Here is a 20834-nt window from a genome sequence, read left to right on the forward strand (position 1 = left end):
GCAGGTGATGACTCAAGGTGGTGAAGGGCGGCAGATCGGCAAGGGTGGCTGTCTCGGGTTGATCCTGCTGTCGATCCTGTTCGCGGTCGTGGTCTTCGGCTCCATCATCTACGTCTATCGCCACAATGCGACGCCGGTCAGCCGCGCCAACGAGCAGCAGGCCATCGACCAGTGCCTGGCGCGGGCCAATGCGCCGGAAACCTCGCCGGCCGATCGCCAGGCGCTGATGGAAAACTGCCAGGAAATGCAGAAGCAGTTCCTCAAGAAGTACCCCGACGCGGCCCGTTAAGCAGACGACAGTCCCTGGCGAGGTTGCGCCAGGTCTCGGTTTCTGAAAGGATTTCCGTCCCAAACTTTCCAGTGATCCTTTCGCGTCGCCCGGAATGCCTTGCGGCCCTGCCACTGTGCGGCGGGATTTCCAGCGGTGCGGCTGCTTACTGGCCAATCCCACCATGTGGCCCTTGGTATGGGTCACCACTGAGTTGAGGAGGCGCCATGCCTGTCATTACTCTCCCCGACGGTAGCCAACGTCCATTCGACAAGCCCGTCACCGTAGCCGAAGTCGCCCAGTCCATTGGTGCCGGTCTTGCCAAGGCCACCATCGCCGGTCGCGTCGATGGCCAATTGCGCGATGCCAGCGATCTCATCGAGCAGGATGCCAACCTGCAGATCATCACCGCCAAGGACGAGGACGGCCTGGAGATCATCCGCCATTCCTGCGCCCACCTGGTGGGTCATGCGGTCAAGCAGCTGTTCCCGACCGCCAGGATGGTCATTGGCCCGGTGATCGACGAAGGCTTCTACTACGACATCGCCTTCGAGCGCCCCTTCACCCTCGACGACCTGTCGGCCATCGAGACGCGGATGCGCGAGCTGATCGACAAGGACTACGACGTCATCAAGAAGATGACGCCGCGCGCCGAGGTCATCGAGGTGTTCAAGGCCCGGGGTGAGGAGTACAAGCTGCGCCTGATCGACGACATGCCCGAGGAGCAGGCCATGGGCCTGTACTACCACGAGGAATACGTCGACATGTGCCGTGGCCCGCACGTGCCCAACACCCGCTTCCTCAAGGCCTTCAAGCTGACCAAGCTGTCCGGCGCCTACTGGCGTGGCGACGCCAAGAACGAGCAGCTGCAGCGTATCTATGGCACTGCCTGGGCCGACAAGAAGCAGCTGGCGGCCTATATCCAGCGCATCGAGGAAGCCGAGAAGCGCGACCATCGTCGTATCGGCAAGCAGCTCGACCTCTTCCACCTGCAGGAAGAAGCACCCGGCATGGTGTTCTGGCACGCCAATGGCTGGACCGTCTACCAGGTACTCGAGCAGTACATGCGCAAGGTTCAGCGCGAGCACGGGTATCAGGAGATCAAGACGCCCCAGGTGGTTGATCGCGTTCTGTGGGAGCGCTCGGGTCACTGGTCCAACTACGCCGAAGGCATGTTCACTACGGCCTCGGAAAGTCGTGACTTTGCGATCAAGCCGATGAATTGCCCCTGCCACGTGCAGGTGTTCAATCAGGGGCTGAAGTCCTACCGCGACTTGCCGCTGCGCCTGGCCGAGTTCGGTGCCTGCCACCGCAATGAGCCGTCCGGTGCCTTGCACGGCATCATGCGCGTGCGGGGCTTCACCCAGGATGACGCCCACATCTTCTGTACCGAGGAGCAGGTCAAGCAGGAAGCCGACAACTTCATCAAGTTGACCCTGCAGGTCTATGCCGACTTCGGTTTCACCGACGTGATCATGAAGCTCTCCACCCGGCCGGCCAAGCGCGTCGGTTCCGAAGAGCTGTGGGATCGCGCCGAGAAGGCCCTGGCCGATGCACTGGATGCCTCGGGTCTGGACTGGGAATATCAGCCCGGCGAGGGCGCCTTCTACGGACCGAAGATCGAGTTCACCCTCAAGGATTGCCTGGGCCGTCAATGGCAGTGTGGTACTCTGCAGTACGATCCGAACCTGCCGGAGCGCCTCGACGCCAGCTACATCTCCGAGGACAACAGCCGTCAGCGTCCGGTGATGCTGCACCGCGCCATCCTCGGTTCCTTCGAGCGTTTCATCGGCATGCTCATCGAGCACTATGCCGGTCTGTTCCCGGCGTGGCTCGCCCCGACCCAGGCGGTGGTGCTCAATATCACCGACAAACAGGCCGATTTTGCCCAGCAGGTCGTCGGCGAATTGAACGCTGAGGGCTTCCGGGCCAAAGCCGACTTGAGAAACGAGAAGATCGGCTTTAAAATCCGCGAGCATACTTTGCTCAAGGTTCCCTATCTCCTCGTCATTGGAGACCGGGAGGTTGAGACACGATCCGTTGCCGTGCGTACCCGCGAAGGCGTCGACCTGGGCTCCATGCCCGTTGAGCGTTTCCGCGAGCTGCTCACGCAAGCGGTTTCCCGGCGTGGCCGGCAAGATTCGGAGTAATCACTATCAAGCAGCGTGACATGAGACAAGACAAGCGAGCAGCCCCCCGGGCACCGATCAACGAAAATATCACCGCCCGGGAAGTTCGCCTTATTGGCGCCGATGGACAGCAAGTAGGCATCGTCTCCATTCAGGAGGCCCTGCAGGCTGCCGAAGAAGCCAAGCTGGATCTGGTGGAAATCACCGCCGACGCCCTCCCTCCGGTCTGCCGGATCATGGACTACGGCAAGCACGTCTTCGAGAAGAAGAAGCAAGTCGCGGCGGCGAAGAAGAACCAGAAGCAGGCTCAGGTCAAAGAAATCAAGTTTCGTCCAGGGACGGAAGAAGGGGATTACCAGGTAAAACTACGCAACCTGGTACGTTTCCTAACCGAGGGGGACAAGGCCAAGATCTCGTTGAGATTTCGCGGCCGGGAGATGGCCCACCAGGAGCTGGGCATGGAGCTGTTGAAGCGGGTCGAAGCTGACCTCGTCGAACACGGCACCGTTGAGCAGCATCCTAAGATGGAAGGACGCCAACTCATCATGGTCATCGCCCCCAAGAAGAAAAAGTAACCACCAGGGCACTGGCAGGCCTTGCGGTTATGCGTAATCACTCAATGCGGAGTATCCGAACATGCCAAAGATGAAAACCAAAAGCGGCGCTGCGAAGCGCTTCAAGAAGACTGCTGGCGGCATCAAGCACAAGCACGCCTTCAAGAGCCACATCCTGACCAAGATGACCACCAAGCGTAAGCGTCAGCTGCGCGGTACGTCGCTGATGCATGCATCCGACGTCCAAAAGGTCGAGCGCATGCTGCGCCTTCGTTAATCCTGGTCAAGAATTTAGAGGAAGTTACTCATGGCTCGTGTTAAGCGTGGCGTTATCGCTCGTCGCCGTCACAAGAAAATCCTGAAGCTCGCAAAAGGCTACTACGGTGCCCGTTCGCGCGTCTTCCGCGTCGCTAAGCAAGCGGTAATCAAGGCAGGCCAATACGCCTACCGTGACCGCCGTCAGAAGAAGCGTCAGTTCCGCGCTCTGTGGATCGCTCGTATCAACGCTGGTGCTCGTATCAACGGTCTGTCCTACAGCCGTCTGATCGCCGGCCTGAAGAAAGCGGCCATCGAGATCGACCGTAAGGTACTGGCCGATCTGGCCGTGAACGAAAAAGCGGCGTTTGCTGCGATTGTCGAGAAAGCTAAAGCTTCGCTGGCTTAAGCCCCCCGGCAATCTCGCGCCTCTGGCGCGAAGCAACGTTATCAATAGGGGAAGAGCCTCATAGCTCTTCCCCTATTTTGTATCTGGAGTCCCTAGATGGAAAACCTGGATGCGCTGGTCTCCCAAGCCCTGGAGGCCGTGCGGCTCACCGAAGACACCAATGCCCTGGAACAGCTCCGGGTCAACTACCTGGGCAAGAAGGGTGAACTGACCCAGATCATGAAGACCCTGGGCCACCTCACGGCGGAGGAGCGTCCCCAGGCTGGCGCCCTGATCAACGCCGCCAAGGAACGTGTCCAGGACGCAATCAACAGCCGCAAGGCGACGCTGGAGCAGGCCGCCCTGGCCGCTCGCCTCGCTGCGGAACGCATCGACGTGACCCTGCCCGGTCGTGGTCAGGCCTCTGGCGGCCTGCATCCGGTCACCCGTACCCTGGAACGTATCGAGCGCCTATTCGCCAACATCGGCTATGGCGTTGCCACCGGTCCCGAGATCGAAGACGACTACCATAACTTCGAGGCGCTCAACATCCCTGGCCACCACCCGGCGCGGGCGATGCACGATACCTTCTACTTCAACGCCAACATGCTGCTGCGCACCCACACCTCGCCGGTGCAGATCCGCACCATGGAGAGCCAGCAGCCGCCGATTCGCATCATCTGCCCAGGTCGCGTGTACCGTTGCGATAGCGATCAGACCCACTCGCCGATGTTCCATCAGGTCGAAGGCCTGGTGATCGATGAAGAGGTCAGCTTCGCCGACCTCAAGAGCACCCTGGTGACCTTCCTGCGCGAATTCTTCGAGGAAGAGCTGGAAGTCCGCTTCCGTCCCTCCTACTTCCCCTTCACCGAGCCGTCTGCCGAGGTCGACATTCGCCGCCCGAGCCGCGATGGCGAACCGGCTTCGCGCTGGCTCGAGGTGCTGGGCTGCGGCATGGTCCACCCCAATGTCCTGCGCATGGCCGGTATCGATCCGGAGAAGTACCAGGGCTTCGCCTTTGGCATGGGCGCCGAGCGCCTGGCCATGCTGCGCTACGGGGTCAACGACCTGCGCCTCTTCTTCGACAACGATCTGCGCTTCCTGGCGCAATTCCGCTAGCTGCCAGACGGGAGTCCTATGAAATTCAGTGAACAATGGCTGCGTAGCTGGGTGAACCCTGCGGCTACGCACGAGGATCTGGTTGCCCGGCTGTCCATGGCCGGCCTGGAAGTGGACGGCGTCGAAGCGGCGGCCGGTCGCTTCCAGGGCGTCATCGTCGGCGAGGTGGTTTCCGTCGAGCGCCATCCCGATGCCGACAAGCTCAACGTCTGCCAGGTCAGCAACGGTCAGGAATCCTTCCAGGTGGTCTGCGGCGCGCCCAATGTGCGCGCGGGCCTCAAGGTGCCTTTCGCCACCGTTGGCGCCACGCTGCCCGGTGACTTCACCATCAAGAAGGCCAAGCTGCGCGGCGTGGAATCCCACGGCATGCTCTGCTCGGCCGGCGAACTGCAGATCAGCGATGACAACAGCGGCCTGTTGGAGCTGCCCGCCGGTGCGCCGGTGGGCGAGAGCATCCGCAGCTACCTGCAGCTGGACGACGCCATCATCGACGTCGACCTGACGCCCAACCGTGGTGACTGTCTGTCCATTGCCGGTCTGGCGCGGGAAGTAGGGGCCCTCTACAACGCCCAAGTCGAGCCGCTGCAGGTCGAGGCCGTAGCGCCTACGCACCAGGAGACCCGTCCGGTCGAGGTGCTGGCTCCCCACGCCTGCCCGCGTTACCTGGGTCGTGTGGTCAAGAATGTCGACCTGTCCCGTCCCACGCCGGACTGGATGGTCGAGCGCCTGCGCCGCAGCGGCGTGCGCAGCATCGACGCCGCCGTCGACGTCACCAACTACGTGATGCTCGAATTGGGTCAGCCCATGCATGCCTTCGATCTGGACCAGATCAAGGGCGGCATCCGCGTGCGCCTGGCCGATGCCGGCGAGCGTCTGGTGCTGCTGGACGGCCAGGACATCGAACTGCGCAACGACACCCTAGTGATCGCTGACTATGAACGCGCCCTGGCCATTGCCGGCGTCATGGGGGGCGAGCACAGTGGCGTCGCTGCCGGTACCCGTGACCTGTTCCTGGAAAGCGCCTTCTTCGACACCATCGCTGTGGCCGGCAAGGCCCGCTCCTATGGCCTGCACACCGATTCCTCCCACCGCTTCGAGCGGGGCGTGGACTTCGAGCTGGCGCGCAAGGCCATGGAGCGGGCGACCCGTCTGCTGCTGGACATCGGCGGCGGCGAACCGGGTCCGGTCATCGAGGCGGTCAGTGCCGAGCACCTGCCTCAGGTCGAACCGATCCTGCTGCGCGCTGAGCGCATCGAGCGTGTCCTGGGTCTGACCCTGGATGACGCCCAGGTCGAGCGTCTGCTCAGTGGTCTGGGTCTGGCCGTTGCCCGCCTGGAAGCCGGTCGCTGGCAGGTAGGTGTGCCCAGCCACCGTTTCGACATCAGCATCGAAGTGGACCTGATCGAAGAACTGGCGCGTCTCTATGGCTACAACCAGCTGCCGATCCGCTTCCCCCAGGCACGTCTGGCGCCGCAACCCCTGCCTGAGAGCAAGGGCGAGCTGAGCCAGTTGCGTCGCCTGCTGGTGGCCCGCGGTTACCAGGAAGCCATCACCTACAGCTTCATCGACGAAAAGACTTTCCGTCTGTTCGCCCCTGAGGCCCAGCCGGTGATGTTGGCCAACCCCATCTCCACCGACATGGCCGCCATGCGCTCGTCGCTGTGGCCGGGTCTGGTCAAAGCCGTGCAGTACAACCTCAACCGCCAGCAGGACCGTGTCCGGCTGTTCGAGTCGGGGCTGAGATTCGTCGGTGAGCTGGAAGGCCTGGTCCAGGAAAACGTCCTGGCCGGCGCCGTCTGTGGTTCGCGTCTGCCGGAGAGCTGGTCATCCGGGCGTGAGGCGGTGGACTTCTTCGACGTCAAGGCCGATGTCGAGGCGCTGCTGGCCCAGTCGGGTGCAGGTACTGACTTCCGCTTTGTGGCAGGTGAGCATCCGGCGTTGCACCCGGGGCAGACCGCGCTGATCGAAAGGGCAGGGCAGCCGGTCGGCTACCTGGGCGCCCTGCATCCGGAAGTGGCGCGTGAGTTGGACGTGGATCGTCCGGTGTTCCTCTTCGAGCTGGCGCTGGATGCTCTGACCACCGGCAGCCTGCCGCGCTTTGGCGAGCTGTCGCGCTTCCCGGAAGTGCGGCGTGACCTGGCGCTGGTGGTGGACGAAACCGTAGCCGCAGGAGACCTCCTGGCCGACATCCGCGAAAACGCCGGAGAAGGCCTCAAGGAACTGCGTCTGTTCGACGTCTACCAAGGCAAAGGCATTGATCCACATAGAAAAAGCGTCGCCATCGGCTTGACCTTGCTACATCCATCGCGCACATTAACCGATGAAGAAGTCAACGAAACGACGCAGAAAATCCTCGTTTCTCTGGAAAGAAGGTTCAACGCCACCTTAAGGAAATAGCGCATGGGGGCCCTGACGAAAGCTGAGATGGCCGAACGTCTGTTTGAAGAGCTCGGTCTGAACAAACGTGAAGCCAAGGAATTGGTCGAACTGTTCTTCGAAGAAATTCGTCATGCGCTCGAAAGCAACGAGCAGGTCAAGTTGTCCGGTTTCGGCAACTTCGACCTGCGCGACAAGCGCCAGCGCCCCGGACGCAATCCCAAGACAGGGGAGGAGATACCCATCACGGCTCGCCGTGTGGTGACCTTCCGCCCCGGGCAGAAACTGAAAGCCAGGGTCGAGGCCTATGCTGGAACCAAGTCATAACGACGAGCTGCCGGTCATACCGGGCAAGCGCTACTTCACCATCGGTGAGGTGAGCGACCTTTGCCTGGTCAAACCGCACGTGCTGCGCTACTGGGAGCAGGAATTTCCCCAGCTGAACCCGGTGAAGCGCCGCGGCAACCGGCGCTATTACCAGCGCCACGACGTGTTGATGATCCGCCAGATTCGCTCTCTGCTGTACAACGAAGGCTTCACCATCGGCGGGGCGCGCCAGCGCCTCACCCAGGGCGACGAGACCCGCGACGAGGGTTCGCAGTACCACCAGCTCATCCGCCAGATGATCAGCGAACTCGAAGAAGTCCTCGTCGTACTGAAGAAGTGAAAAAAAGCTTCCATTAATCAAAGCGTTGCAGTAAGATGCACGCCGTTCCCTAGAGGAACATAGTCGGGGCGTAGCGCAGCCTGGTAGCGCACTTGCATGGGGTGCAAGGGGTCGAGTGTTCGAATCACTCCGTCCCGACCAAATTAACGATGAGGCTCAAGCACTTAGTGGCTTGGGCCTTTTTCGTTTCTGGAGCTAAATCAAAATCAGCTGGCGATTCGCTTGGGTAGGGTTCCTGGTAGCTTTCGACCGGGTTGCTGCAAGAGGATTGCTGGTTATAGGCATACCTACCTTACTGAGTCTTCCACCCCGCCTGCTCACTGGTAACGACGTATAGAGACATCCAGCTCAGTAGAGCTCGGCATTACCTGCGCAGCTGTTCTCGTTATCGCCTGTGGCGGCTTATTCGATCTTGAGCGCCCTGTTCGAGATGCGCTCCTTCGATCATTGCCTAAAGCGTAATCCAACCTGCTTCCGGGCCAGCCGCTGCTTTGGACTAGCTAATAAAAATAGGAAGGCCCAGCGTTAATACTGGGCCTCCTAATGTCATTCAGCGTCCTTAGCGGCATCTGCTCCAGCAGAGGTGAGCTTTATCGGTAGCACCAAAGAGCGATCGCCTTGAGCGTCGACGTGGACGTTGCCCTTATGAATCAGCCCATGCTCTTGCAGGTCCTGAAGAACGTCCATGACGGCATCTTCACCGTGATGGTTATCGAGAATTTCACTACCCAGGCCCGCTGGATGCGAGTGATACAGGCGGCGCAAGATTTCAGCTTTGAGTTCTGCATTGATAGCCATGTGGTCTCCTCGTATGTGTGCAAGGGTTATGACAATCGTTGAGCTGACCAGTGCCTGCGAAGGAGAGGCCGGACATCTTCTGGAGCATCTATGCTACGCAGCTTAGGTCGTTGCAGTGCTTCGATGTTCGAAACAGGAGTGTCAGCCCTCTTCGCCTCGACTAAAAAATCCAGACGCTCGAAACCAACTAGGTTTTGATGCGTAAATTTTGTGCCTTTGTAGTCGAGCTCTGCCCCATAAGAGCGTGCTGCTGTAGAGCCTAAGCGTCTAGCCGTTGAGGGCTCAGCTATCTGGGCTGAGCGGGAAGGCAGTGGAAGCTGTCATCCCTCAGTCTGCACGTCGCACTCAAGCATGCGGCAGGTCTTTCGCATTGGGTTAACCGAATGAATAGCCCATCGCCTGCTGACCATCCTTGAAGAATCGAGACGAGTTTCGTTAAAACAACCCTATTGCTCTCGGTGATGATCCTGCTTGCAACAAAAGTTAGCTGGAGAAGCTTTCCTCGGGCGGGAAGAAGGGCGTGGAAATGAACTCTTAGTGTGGGAAGTGAGTTGCATAATGCTTCTTCAGCGCCTGAATGAAGTCCGTCGCCAGCGGCGTCTGGCCCGATCCCGCAGGCGCGACGACGTACACAGGAAACAACAGCTCCGGCTCGAAGCGGTGGATGGTGATGCCCTTGTGCAGAAAATCCTGGGCAACGTTCGGACTCATGAGGGCGGCGCCCATGCCGGCGGCGACCATCTCGCAGGTGATGGAGCTGTATTGGCCTTCCACGGCGAGTTTGCGTTCGACACCGGCCTGTTCGAAGACCCTGTCCATCTGCTCGCGGGTGCCATCGCCATGGCAGAGAGAGACGAAGTTCTCGCCGTGGAGATCCTGCGCCCTGATGACTTCCTTTGAAGCCAGTCGATGGCCTGGCGGCAGGACGCAGACGGCGCGGAGCCGGGTGATAAGCAGCGTTTCCAGAGGGCCGGCGTCGCTGGGCTGGACCACCACGCCCAAATCGCAGAATTGGGATTGCACCCACTGCACCACAGTGGGCGAGGCGTTCATGTGCAGGGAGACGGTCAGCTCAGGGCGGGTCGCGACGAAGTCCTTGATGACGTGGGGGATGAGCGTGAGGCCAGTCGAGGGCACTGCCGCGATACGCAGGCGGCCGGTGCCTAGGTTGCGGATGTTCTTGGCCGACTGGCGCAGGCTATCCAACCCTACATAGGCCCGCTCCACTTCCTGGAAGAAGGCACTGCCTTCCTTCGTGGGTATCAGCCGTACACCCGCGCGCTCGAACAGTTTGAGTCCGGTGCTCAGTTCCAGCTGTGCGATCAGTCGGCTGACGTTTGGCTGCGAAGTGTGCAGGGCTTCGGCGGCCGCGGTCATGGAGCCTAGACGCATCACGCTGCGGAAGGCCTCGATCTGTCTGAGATTCAATAGGGTTCTCCATATCAAATATGAATACTTAACCTGTACCTTCGTATTTGACCCTATGGGTTCAGGCTGACAATACTCGGTCACAAGCCAAATGGCCCCATAAAAAGAAAGCGTTTCCGAATGGCGGTTACCGCGATGTCCTCGGAGGCGGATGCCTGGATCTTCCGGTCGTGTCCTCACGACGTTCTCGATCTGCCGCAACGCAAAAAAGGGAGCATTGCCCGTGACCAGTCCGTATCTCGTCCGTATCTCATCCATCTCCTGTCGTCAGGGGCTGTCCGCGCTGCTGTTGGCCGCAGCGGCCGCTGGCATGGCGTTTCCGGCCCACGCCGAAACGACGCTGTACGTCGCCGGCGTCGGCGGTTCAACCGAGCAGATGTACAAGACCCGCGTCATTCCCGCCTTCGAGAAGGCGCATGGGGTCAAGGTCGTGTATGTGTCGGGCAACTCGACTGAAACGCTGGCCAAGTTGCAGGCCCAGAAGGGGCGGCAGCAGATCAACGTCGCCATGATGGACGATGGCCCCATGTACCAGGCGCTGCAGCTGGGGTTTTGCGAAAAGCTCACGGATGCGCCTGTCTACCAGGACCTGTATCCCTTGGCGCGGCTGAGCCCTGAGGCTACGGCAGTAGGTATGGTCGCCACCGGGATCGGCTACAACGAAGAGGCCTTCAAGAAGCGCGGATGGGCAGCCCCGACGTCCTGGACCGATCTGGAAGATCCCAAGTATCGGCAGCTGCTGGGCATGCCGCCAATCACCAATACCTACGGCCTGCATTCGTTGATCGAAATGGCGCGGCTGAATGGCGGCGGCGAGAAAGACATCGATCCGGGTTTCGCGGTGTTCGAGAAGAAGATCGCGCCGAACGTGCTGGCCTGGGTCAGTGCCCCGGGCGAGATGGACGGGATGATGCAGAACGGTGATGTGGTCATGGCGGTGTACGGCAGTGGCCGTGCAGTGGCGCTGCAGAACACCGGCTTTCCGCTCAAATTCATCTACCCGAAGGAGGGCGCTGTAGCCCTCCAGGTCGCCGCCTGCTCCGTCACGCCCAATGCGCAGTCCGAACTCTCCCAGCAGTTCATTCAGTACGTGCTGTCGCCGGAAATCCAGAAGATCCAGTCCGAAAGCAACGGCTTCGCGCCGGTCAATCGCACCGTGAAGCTGCCGCCAGAACTGGCTTCCCGTATGCCTTACGGACAGGAAAAGGTCGACAGCCTGCTCAAGGTCGATTGGGACACCATCAACCAGAAGCGTTCCGAATGGACGACGCGCTGGAACAGGACCATCGAGCGATAGTGGCGTACCGGCCAGACGGCGATGAAATGACAGCGGGATTGCGAGTGGAGAGGAGGTTGGCTTCGGGCTATCCCTCCGCACGTTGTAGCAGCAGGCCCTCACGTCCATTTCGCCATCGTCCGGTTCCATCTCGCTCAATGATCGAGTGGCTGGTTTTTCCCTAGCAATCGGTCGCTCCCACCTCCCTTGGACGAACAGCGATCACGCCTTCGTGATCGCCGGAGGCATGCCCATGGCTTTCCTGATCCTCGACGGCCTCGTCAAAACCTATGGTGATTTCACCGCTATCGCTGGACTCGACTTGGCAGTGGAGAAAGGCGAATTTCTTTCCCTACTCGGCCCTTCGGGGTGCGGCAAGACCACGACGCTGCAAAGCGTTGCGGGTTTCGTGCAGCCTACGGCCGGACGCATCGTGCTGGACGGGCGAGACATCACCCATGTCCGGCCGGAAAAGCGCGGGTTGGGGATGGTGTTCCAGAGCTATGCCCTGTTCCCCCACATGACCGTGGCCGAAAACGTCAGCTTCGGTCTGGAGATGCGCGGCGTGGCGCGTAGCGACAGGGCGGAGCGGGTAAAGTCAGCGCTCGATATGGTTCGGCTGCAGGGCCTGGGCGAACGCTATCCCAAGGCCCTGTCCGGCGGGCAGCGTCAGCGGGTGGCCATCGCGCGTGCCCTGGCGATCCGCCCGGACCTGTTGTTGCTGGACGAGCCGATGTCGAACCTCGACGCCAAGTTGCGCGAGGACATGCACATCGAATTGCGTGCCATCCAGCGCGACCTGGGTATCACCACCATCCTGGTCACCCACGACCAGGTTGAAGCGATGACCATGAGCGATCGCATCGCGGTGATGCACGGCGGGCGCATCGTGCAGATCGGTTCGCCCTTCGAGACCTACGAGCGGCCCCAGTCGCCTTTCGCCTCGAGCTTCCTGGGCAAGACCAACGCCTTCCCCGGTGCCGTCCACACTCGTAAGCCACGCTGCTACGAGGTCAAGGTCGACGGCCTGATGCTGCATGTCCCTCATGAGGGGCATCAGTTCGACGGCGATGTAAACGTCTACCTGCGTCCGGAAAAGATCCGCCTTACCGATCCTGCCGAAGCGCGCTTGTGCGGCAAGGTGCGCATGCGGGTGTTCCTCGGCAACCTCTGGCTGATCGGTGTCGAGAGCCCCCTGGGACCGGTCAACCTGACGCAGCCGAACCTCGGCGCGCCGCCGCCGCTGGAAGGGGAGGAGGTGGGCCTGACCTGGCTGGATGATGACCTGCGCCTGCTCGGCCGGGAGGTGTCCCATGGCCACCTATGATGCCGAACGGGTCGGCAGCGCGCCCTGGCTGCTGACCGGCCCTGCGCTTCTAGTATTCCTGACCCTGCTGGCGGCGCCGCTGGTGCTCACGGCCATGCTGTCGTTGAACCTGTTCAGCGACACTAAGGGGGTGATTCCCGTGTACTCGCTCGCCAACTACCTGGAGGTGTTCGGCGACGACTATTTCCACGAGATCTTCTTGCGTACGGGTGGGATGGCGCTCGCCGTCACCGTCTGCTCGGTCCTGATCGGCGTACCGGAGACGCTCATCATCGCTCGCATGCGGGCACCCTGGAGGTCACTGTTCCTGCTGGTGGTGCTCGGACCACTGCTCATCTCGGTCGTGGTGCGCACCCTGGGGTGGGCCATCCTGCTGGGCAACAACGGGCTGATCAACCAGGCGTTGCAGGCGCTGGGCGTCATCGATTTTCCGATCCGCATGATGTTCACCCAGTTCGGGGTCGTGCTGGCGCTGACCCATGTGCTGGTGCCCTTCATGGTGATCGCCGTCTGGGCCAGCCTGCAAAAGCTCGATCTGCAGGTGGAGCAGGCCGGCCTGTCGCTGGGCGCTTCGCGGATGACGACCTTCAGGCGGGTGGTGCTGCCGCAGATCGTGCCGGGAATCCTCTCGGGCTCGATCATCGTCTTCGCCCTGGCGGCCTCGGCCTTCGCCACCCCCGCGATCATCGGCGGACGTCGCCTCAAGGTGGTGGCGACGGCGGCCTACGACGAATTCCTGGGTTCGCTGAACTGGCCGCTGGGCGCCGCCATCGCGGTGCTGCTGCTGATCGCCAACCTGGTGATCGTGGTGGGTTGCAGCCGGTTGGCCGAGCGCCGTTTCAAACACGTCTTCGAGTGATCGCCATGTACCGGAACGGTTTCTTCTCCCTTGCCTTTCATGCGCTTTTCATCGCCTTCATCGTCGCGCCACTGGTGGTGGTGATGGCGGTGTCCTTTACCGGCGAAGGCTTCATTTCATTGCCTTCCGGTGGCCTGTCGCTGCGCTGGTTTGAGGCGCTGTGGGCCAACCAGGAAATGGTCGATGCCTTCTGGCTGTCGCTCAAGTTGGGCCTGGTGTCGGCGACGGTCGCGACCTTGCTCGCGGTCCCCGCGGCGCTGGCGATCAGTCGCTACGACTTTCCCGGACGCGGGGCGATCACGGGCTTCCTGATGTCGCCGCTGATGATTCCCTCGGTGGTGCTGGGGATCGCCTTCCTGCGCTTCTTTTCCCTTGCCCAGGTGGGCGGCTCGCTGTGGGCGCTGAGCATCACCCACGTCATCGTCGTGCTGCCCTATGCCTTGCGGCTGACGCTGGCGTCCACTATCGGCCTGGAGCGCGATGCGGAACATGCCGCGCTATCCCTGGGCGCCAGTCGGTTGCAGACCTTCTGGCGGGTGATCCTGCCGCGGATCCGCACTGGCGTGGTCGGCGGCTGGCTGCTCGCCTTCATCCAGAGCTTCGACGAACTGACCATGACGGTCTTCGTCGCCACACCCGGCACCACGACCTTGCCGGTCGCCATGTACAACCAGATTTCCCAGACCATCGATCCCCTGATCACGGCGGCCTCCACGGTGCTGATCCTGGGCACCCTGGCGGTGATGCTGCTGCTGGATCGGCTCGTCGGCCTGGATCGGGTGCTGATCGGAGAGAAGCAATGAACGACAGCAGCGTATCCCCCTCGGCAGAGGTCATCGTGGTTGGCGGTGGGCTGGTCGGCATGGCGGTCGCCTATGGCCTGGCGAAGGCCGGTACCAGGACGCTGGTGCTCGACCAGGGCGATGACGCCTTCCGCGCCTCCCGGGGCAACTTCGGTCTGGTCTGGGTGCAGGGCAAGGGCTTCGATCGCCTCGAATATTCCCGCTGGACGCGCTCCTCGGCGCTGGCCTGGGCCGGGCTGGCCGAGGACCTGCTGAAGGAGACGGACGTCGATGTCCGCCTGAAGCAGCCCGGCGGCTTTCACATGTGCTTTTCCGATCAGGAGCTGGCGGAGCGCCAGGTGCGGCTGGCAGGTATGCAAGCCGGTCTAGGTGACTATCCCTTCGAAATGCTGGATCAGGCGGATCTGCGGGCACGCCTGCCCGGCATCGGCCCAAAGGTCGTCGGGGCGAGCTATACGCCCATGGATGGCCACGTGAATCCGCTCAAGCTGCTGCGGGCCTTGCATGCGGGAGCGCAGTACCACGGGGCGACCGTACTGGGGCGGATGCCGGTCGAGCGGATCGATTCCGCGCCTGGCGAATTCACGGTGGTCACCCCCGGTCAGCGCTTCACCGCGCCGCGCCTGGTGCTGGCGGCGGGCCTGGGCAATCGGCCGCTGGGGGAGCAGGTCGGACTGCATGCCCCGGTCGCGCCAAATCGTGGGCAGGTGCTGGTCAGTGAGCGGGTTCGGCCCTTTCTCGACTACCCGACGATCAATGTGCGCCAGACGGACGAGGGCAGTGTGCAACTTGGCGATTCCATGGAGGAGGTCGGCTTCAACGACCTTACCACCACCGACGTGCTCGCCAGGATCGCCCAGCGTGGGGTCAACACCTTCCCACTGCTGGCTGACGTGCGCCTGGTGCGGGCCTGGGGCGCCCTGCGCGTCATGAGCCCGGATGGCTATCCGATCTACCAGGAGTCCGCGTCGCACCCCGGTGCCTTCGTCGTCACCTGCCACAGCGGCGTGACCCTGGCCGCGGCGCACGCGACCCGGATCGCGCCCTGGGTTCGGGGCGGCGAACAGCCGGAAGAGCTGGCGGTGTTCGCCGGCGAACGTTTTCTCACGGGGGAGGTGTTTTCCCATGCCCACTGATTCCTTGTTTCGCCGCGTGGACGCCGAAGGCGGCCGTCTCATCACCCTGACCTTCGACGACCAGGCCTTCCAGGTGCCGAGTGGTATCACGGTTGCCGCCGCCTTGCTGCTGGCCGGCATACGGCAATTCCGCACCTCCCCGGTGGGCGGTGAAGCCCGTGCGCCCTATTGCATGATGGGCGTGTGCTTCGAATGCCTGGTCGAGATCGATGGGGTGCCGAGTCGCCAGAGTTGCCTGATCGAGGCAACCGACGGCATGCGCATCCGTTCGCAGCAGGGCGCCAGGGAGCTGCCCTTCACCGCCGCCGAATCCGTGGTGATGGAGGTACAGCCATGAATCTCGAACCTATAGACGTCGTCGTCATCGGCGCGGGTCCTGCCGGCATGGCCGGGGCGCGAACCCTGGCGGACCTGGGCCTTTCCGTCGTGCTGCTGGACGAGCAGGCCGCGGTGGGCGGACAGATCTATAGAGGCATCGGCAACGCCACGCCGGCGCGGCGCGAGCTGCTCGGTGAGGATTATGCGGCAGGCGCCCGCCTGGCGGACGCGATGAAGGGTGCGAACGTGCGCCACGAAACGGGGGCTTCCGTCTGGCAGATCACCCGCGAGCGCCAGGTGCATTACCTCAAGGACGGACGGGTACGTTCCTTCGCCGCCAGGGCCGTGCTGCTGGCGACCGGCGCCATGGAGCGGCCCTTTCCCATTCCCGGCTGGACCTTGCCCGGTGTAATGACCGCTGGGGCCGCGCAGATCCTGCTCAAGACCGCCGGCATCGGTCCGCAGGGACCAGTGGTGCTGGCCGGGTGCGGACCGCTGCTCTACCTGCTTGGCTGGCAATACCTGAGGGCAGGCATACCCATCGCGGCCCTGGTGGACACCAGTCGCCGTGAGGACTACTGGAATGCGCGCAGGCACCTACTGGCGGCATTGCGGGCCTGGCCCTACCTGCGCAAGGGTGTCTCGCTGTTGCGCGCCCTGCGCAAGGGCGAGGTCCCGCACTACACCGGCGCCGAGCAGCTACAGGTCGAGGGGGAAGGGCAGGCCCAGGCGCTCAGCTTCGTCGTCGACGGGAAGGCACAACGGGTGTTGGCCAACACCGTGCTGCTGCACCAGGGCGTGGTGCCGAACATCCAGTTCACCCAGGCGCTCAGGGCCCAGCATCGCTGGGATGATGCGCAGCTGTGCTTCGTCCCGGAAACCGATGGCTGGGGCGCGCTCGATGTGCCCTTCATCGCGGTGGCCGGCGATGGCGCAGGGATTGGCGGTGCCCAGGCGGCCGCGTTGCAAGGGCAGCTCGCGGCGCTGGGGCTGGCGCGTAATCTGGGCCAGATCACCCCGGCCCAGCGCGATGCCCAGGCCGCGCCCCTGCGCGCCGAGCTGGAGCGCAACCTGCGTATCCGCCCCTTCCTCGATGCCCTGTATCGCCCGCGCGAGGAGAACCGCATTCCCGCCCGGGACGACGTCACCATCTGCCGCTGCGAAGAGGTCACGGCAGGCGATGTCCGCCGCTTCGTCGAGCTGGGCTGCAGTGGGCCCAATCAGGCGAAATCCTTCGGTCGCTGTGGCATGGGTCCCTGCCAAGGACGCATGTGCGGCTTGACCGTTACCGAGATCATCGCCAAGTCGCGGGGGCTCACGCCCGACGAGGTGGGCTACTACCGCATTCGCCCACCGATCAAGCCCATTACCCTGGGAGAGCTGGCCAGTGGCTGACAGGACGGCGGACGTGATCGTCATCGGCGCCGGGCTGCATGGATTGAGCACGGCCTGGCAGCTCGCGCAGCGCGGCGTGCGGGTAATCGTGCTCGAAGCCGACTACGCCGGGCGGCATGCCTCCGGTGTGAACGCCGGTGGAGTGCGGACGCTCGGCCGGCACCTGGCCGAAATCCCGCTGGCGCTGGCGTCTCGGGCTCTCTGGCACAACCTGCCGGAGCTGTTGGGAACCGATGCTAGTTTTGTCGCGAGCGGTCAGCTGAAACTGGCCGAAAATGATGATGAGCTCCAGCAATGTCGGGCACGCGTCGCCGAACTTCAGGCCCATGGCTTCACCCATGAGGTGCTCATCGATCGGCAGGAGGTTTTGGAGCTCCTCCCGACGGTGGCGCCCCATGTGGTGGGCGGCATCTGGGTGGCGGACGATGGCTACGCAACCCCTTACCGTGTAGTGACCGCGGTCCGGCAAGCGGCGGAGCGCCTGGGGATGGTGCTGCATGAACAGACGCCTGCGCTGTCCATCACCCAGCGAGGCACCCGTTGGCAGGTAGAGACGCGCCAAGGGCGGTTCGAGGCGGACCAGTTGGTGGTAACGGCAGGTGCCTGGGCGGGACGGTTGGCGGCCGAGGTGGGCGAGCCGGTACCCACCTATCCGCAAGGGCTGATGCTGATGGTGACCCATCGGGTGGCGCCCTTCTGCAGGCAGGTACTCGGCGCCACCGGCCGCGCCCTGTCCTTCAAGCAGTTTGACAACGGCACGGTGGTCATTGGCGGCAAGCTGATCGGTGCCCTGGACTTCGAGGCGCGCCATGGCGAAGTCGATATCACCCGTCTCGTGACCAGCGCCCAGACAGTGACGGATCTTTTTCCGCACCTCAGGCATCTGGGCATCAACCGCACCTGGTCCGGTATCGAAGCCTTCACCGAGGACGACCTGCCCGTCATCTCGAACAGCAGTCGCGCCAGTGGACTGACCTATTCGTTCGGTTACTGCGGCAGCGGTTTCCAGATGAGTCTCGGTACCGGCCAGCGCGTCGCGCAGCTGGTGCTGGGCGAGTCGTCACCCATCGATCTCGCAGCCTTTGCCATTGATCGCTTCCACAGAGATTCCTCAACCCCCAGGCTAGTAAAGGAGCCTATATGCAACCCATTACCCGTATCGAAACCAACCAGCGTATGAGCCGGGTCGTCCAGTACAAGGGCGGCATCACCTTCGTCGGCGGCCAGACGGCCAATGATCGAACCCAGGACATCAAGGGGCAGACCGCGCAGGTCCTGCAGAAGATCGACGACTACCTGGCCAAGGTCGGCCTGGACAAGACGCGCATCCTCAGCGCCCAGGTATGGCTGTCGGACATCCAGGCCAACTTCGCCGGCATGAACGAGGTGTGGGACGCCTGGGCACCCGAAGGGCAGGCACCTGCACGGGCCACGGTGGAGTCCAGGCTAGCGGCACCGGAGTTGCTGGTCGAGATCGCTATCGTCGCGGCGGCGGAGTGAGGACAGGCGCAGTGGCTCGCGTTCGATGGGACGCTGCGTCTATCTCGAACCTTTAGCAGAGCCCCTTTGTGGGGTATGGCTGACCTGGCTACAGACCTGCGAAGACCGCTGGGGCAGGTGCGCGATGTAAGACGTTTGTCGGGCAAAGGGGAGGCCCAAGGCTGGCGGGGTTGCCAGACCAGGCCCCGCCGCCGCGTCTACTCGACGGTAGTCGCTTGAGCGCTGGTGTACCGGGAACCTGAGAGTGCCCGGCGGAGAGAATGACCCTCTCGTCCGGTAACCCCTGAGCGCTGGTGCAGGCAACTCGCCTGGCATCGCCGCACGAAGATCCGCATCGGCATGGTTCATAGGCGTTTCCAGACCATGGAGCCTACGTCACCGGCTTACCCGGCTTGCCGCCGTTATTCGCGCTGAGCCTGCAGGAACACCGCGAACAGTTCCGATTGCGACTTGATGCCCAGCTTGCTGTAGACGTGCTTGCGGTGCACTTTCACGGTCTCGGCCGAGATGGCCAGTTTGCGCGCCACCTCCTTGCTGGAATAACCGCTGAGCACCAGGCGCGCGACTTCCAGCTCGCGGCCGGTCAGCGCCGTTTCGACCTGGCGTGCCATCCGTTCGAGGCGCTCCTGCCAGGGGGGAGCGGCTGTCGGCCCACTTGGCTCTGGCTCGTAGCCCAGGCGCTGGCGCGCCAGTGCCATGACCCAGGGCGCTACCAGGGTGAGCAGGGCAATCTGCTCAGGTCGGAAGCGTTGCCGTGAACCCAGTGAGAGACACAGGGTACGAGCCTCGGGGAGGACCACATTGAACTGGATCTCGTCAGCGACCACGTTGAGGCTGAAGTAGCGCTGGTAGTAGTCCGTTTGTTCAAAACAGTCCGGGGCGATTTCGCTCAGCCGCACCAGACCTTCACGCGGGCTCTCCCGACTGGCGATGTAGAAGGGATCGAGTAGGTAAAGGCCGTGCAGGTAGTCCTGAAAGAGCCGGTCGGGTGCACCGTCGTCGCCGGGACTTTCGGCCAGCACCTGCGGGCGCCCCTCGCTGAAGATCAGTGCCACCCAACTGTCATGGTGTACGTACTGCTCCAGCGCGCGGGCCATGGCACGCCAGAAATGCGGGCGATCGAGCGCTTCGATGAGTTCGGCCACGGTGTGATGGAAGGCGATGTCGTGCAAGGTCATGGTCATCTGTCTACCCCTATGGGGTTACCCCGCGTGCGTAATTCCGCCTGTGTGACTCCGCCGCCATACTCGACTCCGGACGGTGGGGTGTCCGCATTCTGTGTTTGCCCCCCACGTGATGCAACAACAAGAACGGAGCCCCCGTCATGCAAGTTGAACTCGCTCAGCTCACCGGTCGTGATGGTGATACGGCCCACAATCTCGCCCAGGCCCTGCAAGCCATCGCAGCGTGCAGGGCGGGCACTCGCCTGTTGGTGTTCCCGGAGACCTACCTGACGGGTTTTCCGACGCCGGAAAACGTCGCGGCCCTGGCTGAGCCTTTGAATGGCCCGAGCCTGACCGCCATCGGCAAGGCAGCGGCTGCGCGTGGGCTGGCTATTGCCATCGGTTTTGCCGAGGACGACGACGGCACGTTCTATAACACCACCGTGTTGATGGACGGGCAGGACATCGTGCTGGCCTACCGCAAGACGCACCTGTGGGCGTCGGATCGCGGCGTGTTCGCGCCGGGCGATCGCTACGGCACCGCGCTGCTCGACGGCGTGCGGGTTGGCCTGCTGGTGTGTTTCGACATCGAATTTCCCGAGAGCGCCCGTGCCCTGGGTGAGCTCGGCGCTGAGCTGCTGATCGTCACCAACGGCAACATGGATCCCTACGGGCCGACGCACCGAACCGCGATCATGGCACGGGCGATGGAAAACCAGGCCTATGCGGTCATGGCCAACCGCGTCGGCGCAGGGGACGACGGCCTGGTCTTCGCCGGCGGCAGCGCGGCGGTCGACCCCAACGGCAGCCTGCTGCTGGAAGCCGGTCGCGAGCCGTGCGCACAGACCATCGATCTGGACTTTCATCGCCTGGCCGAGGCCCGCCGTGATTACCGCTACCTGGAAGAGCGGCGCATAGCGCTGCCAGGTACGCGCATCGACCATGCCAATGGTGTGCGTGAGTTACTGATCCCCTGACCTTCTGAAGGGCGCCACAGACGCGCCCGTTGCGGCCTTGCCGCGCGCTTTTGCCGACTTCGGTCCTGCCATAACAACGTATAAAATGGGAGTAACCA

General features: G+C 62.8%; 22 protein-coding genes and 1 tRNA gene. 20 read left to right on the forward strand and 3 right to left on the reverse strand.

All coding sequences use genetic code 11. The features are described from left to right. Positions 1 to 7: 7 nt before the first annotated feature. From APT59_RS07240 to APT59_RS07285, 10 genes are all read left to right on the forward strand, one after another. Positions 8 to 289: a hypothetical protein gene (locus tag APT59_RS07240; protein ID WP_059314241.1), complete on the forward strand. Its 282-nt coding sequence runs from the start codon at positions 8 to 10 to the stop codon at positions 287 to 289. A 206-nt stretch (positions 290 to 495) separates the two neighbouring features. Next, entirely contained in the window at positions 496 to 2418 is a 1923-nt protein-coding gene (gene thrS / locus APT59_RS07245) for a threonine--tRNA ligase (protein ID WP_059314242.1), read from the forward strand. Positions 2419 to 2438: 20 nt separating this feature from the next. Beyond that, positions 2439 to 2972, forward strand: coding sequence for a translation initiation factor IF-3 (gene infC, locus APT59_RS07250; protein WP_059314243.1), 534 nt, complete (start codon positions 2439 to 2441; stop codon positions 2970 to 2972). A 61-nt stretch (positions 2973 to 3033) separates the two neighbouring features. Next, on the forward strand, positions 3034 to 3228 hold the full coding sequence (gene rpmI / locus APT59_RS07255) for a 50S ribosomal protein L35 (RefSeq protein ID WP_059227088.1): 195 nt from the start codon (positions 3034 to 3036) through the stop codon (positions 3226 to 3228). 30 nt (positions 3229 to 3258) lie between these two features. After that, positions 3259 to 3615 (forward strand): 50S ribosomal protein L20, encoded by a 357-nt coding sequence (gene rplT, locus APT59_RS07260; protein ID WP_007159199.1) that lies wholly within the window; start codon positions 3259 to 3261, stop codon positions 3613 to 3615. A 96-nt stretch (positions 3616 to 3711) separates the two neighbouring features. Beyond that, entirely contained in the window at positions 3712 to 4713 is a 1002-nt protein-coding gene (gene pheS / locus APT59_RS07265) for a phenylalanine--tRNA ligase subunit alpha (protein ID WP_007159198.1), read from the forward strand. 18 nt (positions 4714 to 4731) lie between these two features. Next, a complete protein-coding gene (gene pheT, locus APT59_RS07270; RefSeq protein WP_059314244.1) occupies positions 4732 to 7110 on the forward strand; it encodes a phenylalanine--tRNA ligase subunit beta in 2379 nt (792 codons plus the stop codon). 3 nt (positions 7111 to 7113) lie between these two features. Next, positions 7114 to 7416, forward strand: a complete 303-nt coding sequence (ihfA, locus tag APT59_RS07275) for an integration host factor subunit alpha (RefSeq protein WP_007159196.1) — start codon at positions 7114 to 7116, stop codon at positions 7414 to 7416. After that, positions 7397 to 7756 (forward strand): MerR family transcriptional regulator, encoded by a 360-nt coding sequence (locus APT59_RS07280; protein WP_007159195.1) that lies wholly within the window; start codon positions 7397 to 7399, stop codon positions 7754 to 7756. Before ihfA ends, APT59_RS07280 begins: the two co-directional genes overlap by 20 nt. 64 nt (positions 7757 to 7820) lie before the next feature. Then, positions 7821 to 7897: transfer RNA gene (locus tag APT59_RS07285), tRNA-Pro, on the forward strand. A 405-nt stretch (positions 7898 to 8302) separates the two neighbouring features. On the opposite strand, the gene APT59_RS22110 is transcribed toward APT59_RS07285, so the two are convergent. Both APT59_RS22110 and APT59_RS07295 read right to left on the reverse strand, forming a co-directional pair. After that, on the reverse strand, positions 8303 to 8554 hold the full coding sequence (locus tag APT59_RS22110) for a hypothetical protein (protein ID WP_082696299.1): 252 nt from the start codon (positions 8552 to 8554) through the stop codon (positions 8303 to 8305). A 534-nt stretch (positions 8555 to 9088) separates the two neighbouring features. Next, complete coding sequence (locus APT59_RS07295; RefSeq protein ID WP_059314246.1) at positions 9089 to 9982, reverse strand: LysR substrate-binding domain-containing protein; 894 nt, start codon at positions 9980 to 9982, stop codon at positions 9089 to 9091. Between the two features lie 223 nt (positions 9983 to 10205). On the opposite strand from APT59_RS07295, the gene APT59_RS07300 reads away from it, so the two are divergent. The 9 genes from APT59_RS07300 to APT59_RS07340 all read left to right on the forward strand — a co-directional run bounded on the left by APT59_RS07300 (position 10206) and on the right by APT59_RS07340 (position 18596). After that, a complete protein-coding gene (locus APT59_RS07300) occupies positions 10206 to 11279 on the forward strand; it encodes an ABC transporter substrate-binding protein (protein ID WP_237140578.1) in 1074 nt (357 codons plus the stop codon). Between the two features lie 232 nt (positions 11280 to 11511). Then, positions 11512 to 12585 carry an ABC transporter ATP-binding protein gene (locus tag APT59_RS07305; RefSeq protein WP_059314247.1) on the forward strand — a complete coding sequence of 358 codons (1074 nt, stop codon included), beginning with the start codon at positions 11512 to 11514 and terminating at the stop codon, positions 12583 to 12585. Further along, a complete protein-coding gene (locus APT59_RS07310) occupies positions 12572 to 13444 on the forward strand; it encodes an ABC transporter permease (protein ID WP_059314248.1) in 873 nt (290 codons plus the stop codon). The genes APT59_RS07305 and APT59_RS07310 overlap by 14 nt, the downstream gene beginning before the upstream one ends. 5 nt (positions 13445 to 13449) lie before the next feature. Continuing rightward, positions 13450 to 14247: an ABC transporter permease gene (locus tag APT59_RS07315; RefSeq protein ID WP_059314249.1), complete on the forward strand. Its 798-nt coding sequence runs from the start codon at positions 13450 to 13452 to the stop codon at positions 14245 to 14247. Then, the gene (locus tag APT59_RS07320) at positions 14244 to 15383 is read left to right on the forward strand and encodes an NAD(P)/FAD-dependent oxidoreductase (protein WP_059314250.1); all 1140 of its coding nucleotides are present in this window, start codon (positions 14244 to 14246) and stop codon (positions 15381 to 15383) included. The genes APT59_RS07315 and APT59_RS07320 overlap by 4 nt, the downstream gene beginning before the upstream one ends. Continuing rightward, the gene (locus tag APT59_RS07325) at positions 15373 to 15720 is read left to right on the forward strand and encodes a (2Fe-2S)-binding protein (protein WP_059314251.1); all 348 of its coding nucleotides are present in this window, start codon (positions 15373 to 15375) and stop codon (positions 15718 to 15720) included. Before APT59_RS07320 ends, APT59_RS07325 begins: the two co-directional genes overlap by 11 nt. Continuing rightward, positions 15717 to 17096, forward strand: coding sequence for an NAD(P)/FAD-dependent oxidoreductase (locus tag APT59_RS07330; RefSeq protein ID WP_059314252.1), 1380 nt, complete (start codon positions 15717 to 15719; stop codon positions 17094 to 17096). The genes APT59_RS07325 and APT59_RS07330 overlap by 4 nt, the downstream gene beginning before the upstream one ends. 13 nt (positions 17097 to 17109) lie before the next feature. Further along, the gene (locus tag APT59_RS07335; RefSeq protein WP_237140579.1) at positions 17110 to 18276 is read left to right on the forward strand and encodes an NAD(P)/FAD-dependent oxidoreductase; all 1167 of its coding nucleotides are present in this window, start codon (positions 17110 to 17112) and stop codon (positions 18274 to 18276) included. Then, positions 18237 to 18596, forward strand: coding sequence for a RidA family protein (locus APT59_RS07340; RefSeq protein ID WP_027596893.1), 360 nt, complete (start codon positions 18237 to 18239; stop codon positions 18594 to 18596). The genes APT59_RS07335 and APT59_RS07340 overlap by 40 nt, the downstream gene beginning before the upstream one ends. Before the next feature lie 401 nt (positions 18597 to 18997). On the opposite strand, the gene APT59_RS07345 is transcribed toward APT59_RS07340, so the two are convergent. Next, on the reverse strand, positions 18998 to 19780 hold the full coding sequence (locus APT59_RS07345) for a helix-turn-helix transcriptional regulator (RefSeq protein ID WP_059314254.1): 783 nt from the start codon (positions 19778 to 19780) through the stop codon (positions 18998 to 19000). 140 nt (positions 19781 to 19920) lie between these two features. Here APT59_RS07345 and APT59_RS07350 point away from each other — a divergent pair, with 140 nt between their 5' ends. Continuing rightward, positions 19921 to 20736 carry a carbon-nitrogen hydrolase family protein gene (locus APT59_RS07350; protein WP_059314255.1) on the forward strand — a complete coding sequence of 272 codons (816 nt, stop codon included), beginning with the start codon at positions 19921 to 19923 and terminating at the stop codon, positions 20734 to 20736. The last annotated feature ends 98 nt before the right edge of the window (positions 20737 to 20834 follow it).

Source organism: Pseudomonas oryzihabitans (assembly GCF_001518815.1).
GTDB classification, from domain to species: Bacteria; Pseudomonadota; Gammaproteobacteria; order Pseudomonadales; family Pseudomonadaceae; genus Chryseomonas; species Chryseomonas oryzihabitans_E.

What these genes read in the sequence shown, in the direction of transcription:
- APT59_RS22110 (WP_082696299.1), bottom strand. Translation starts at nt 8,554, where the DNA reads ATGGCTATCAATGCAGAACTCAAAGCTGAAATCTTGCGCCGCCTGTAT.
- APT59_RS07325 (WP_059314251.1), top strand. Translation starts at nt 15,373, where the DNA reads ATGCCCACTGATTCCTTGTTTCGCCGCGTGGACGCCGAAGGCGGCCGT.
- APT59_RS07350 (WP_059314255.1), top strand. Translation starts at nt 19,921, where the DNA reads ATGCAAGTTGAACTCGCTCAGCTCACCGGTCGTGATGGTGATACGGCC.
- APT59_RS07330 (WP_059314252.1), top strand. Translation starts at nt 15,717, where the DNA reads ATGAATCTCGAACCTATAGACGTCGTCGTCATCGGCGCGGGTCCTGCC.
- ihfA (WP_007159196.1), top strand. Translation starts at nt 7,114, where the DNA reads ATGGGGGCCCTGACGAAAGCTGAGATGGCCGAACGTCTGTTTGAAGAG.
- APT59_RS07305 (WP_059314247.1), top strand. Translation starts at nt 11,512, where the DNA reads ATGGCTTTCCTGATCCTCGACGGCCTCGTCAAAACCTATGGTGATTTC.
- APT59_RS07280 (WP_007159195.1), top strand. Translation starts at nt 7,397, where the DNA reads ATGCTGGAACCAAGTCATAACGACGAGCTGCCGGTCATACCGGGCAAG.
- pheT (WP_059314244.1), top strand. Translation starts at nt 4,732, where the DNA reads ATGAAATTCAGTGAACAATGGCTGCGTAGCTGGGTGAACCCTGCGGCT.
- APT59_RS07315 (WP_059314249.1), top strand. Translation starts at nt 13,450, where the DNA reads ATGTACCGGAACGGTTTCTTCTCCCTTGCCTTTCATGCGCTTTTCATC.
- APT59_RS07340 (WP_027596893.1), top strand. Translation starts at nt 18,237, where the DNA reads ATGCAACCCATTACCCGTATCGAAACCAACCAGCGTATGAGCCGGGTC.
- pheS (WP_007159198.1), top strand. Translation starts at nt 3,712, where the DNA reads ATGGAAAACCTGGATGCGCTGGTCTCCCAAGCCCTGGAGGCCGTGCGG.
- APT59_RS07345 (WP_059314254.1), bottom strand. Translation starts at nt 19,780, where the DNA reads ATGACCATGACCTTGCACGACATCGCCTTCCATCACACCGTGGCCGAA.
- APT59_RS07240 (WP_059314241.1), top strand. Translation starts at nt 8, where the DNA reads ATGACTCAAGGTGGTGAAGGGCGGCAGATCGGCAAGGGTGGCTGTCTC.
- infC (WP_059314243.1), top strand. Translation starts at nt 2,439, where the DNA reads ATGAGACAAGACAAGCGAGCAGCCCCCCGGGCACCGATCAACGAAAAT.
- rplT (WP_007159199.1), top strand. Translation starts at nt 3,259, where the DNA reads ATGGCTCGTGTTAAGCGTGGCGTTATCGCTCGTCGCCGTCACAAGAAA.
- APT59_RS07310 (WP_059314248.1), top strand. Translation starts at nt 12,572, where the DNA reads ATGGCCACCTATGATGCCGAACGGGTCGGCAGCGCGCCCTGGCTGCTG.
- rpmI (WP_059227088.1), top strand. Translation starts at nt 3,034, where the DNA reads ATGCCAAAGATGAAAACCAAAAGCGGCGCTGCGAAGCGCTTCAAGAAG.
- thrS (WP_059314242.1), top strand. Translation starts at nt 496, where the DNA reads ATGCCTGTCATTACTCTCCCCGACGGTAGCCAACGTCCATTCGACAAG.
- APT59_RS07320 (WP_059314250.1), top strand. Translation starts at nt 14,244, where the DNA reads ATGAACGACAGCAGCGTATCCCCCTCGGCAGAGGTCATCGTGGTTGGC.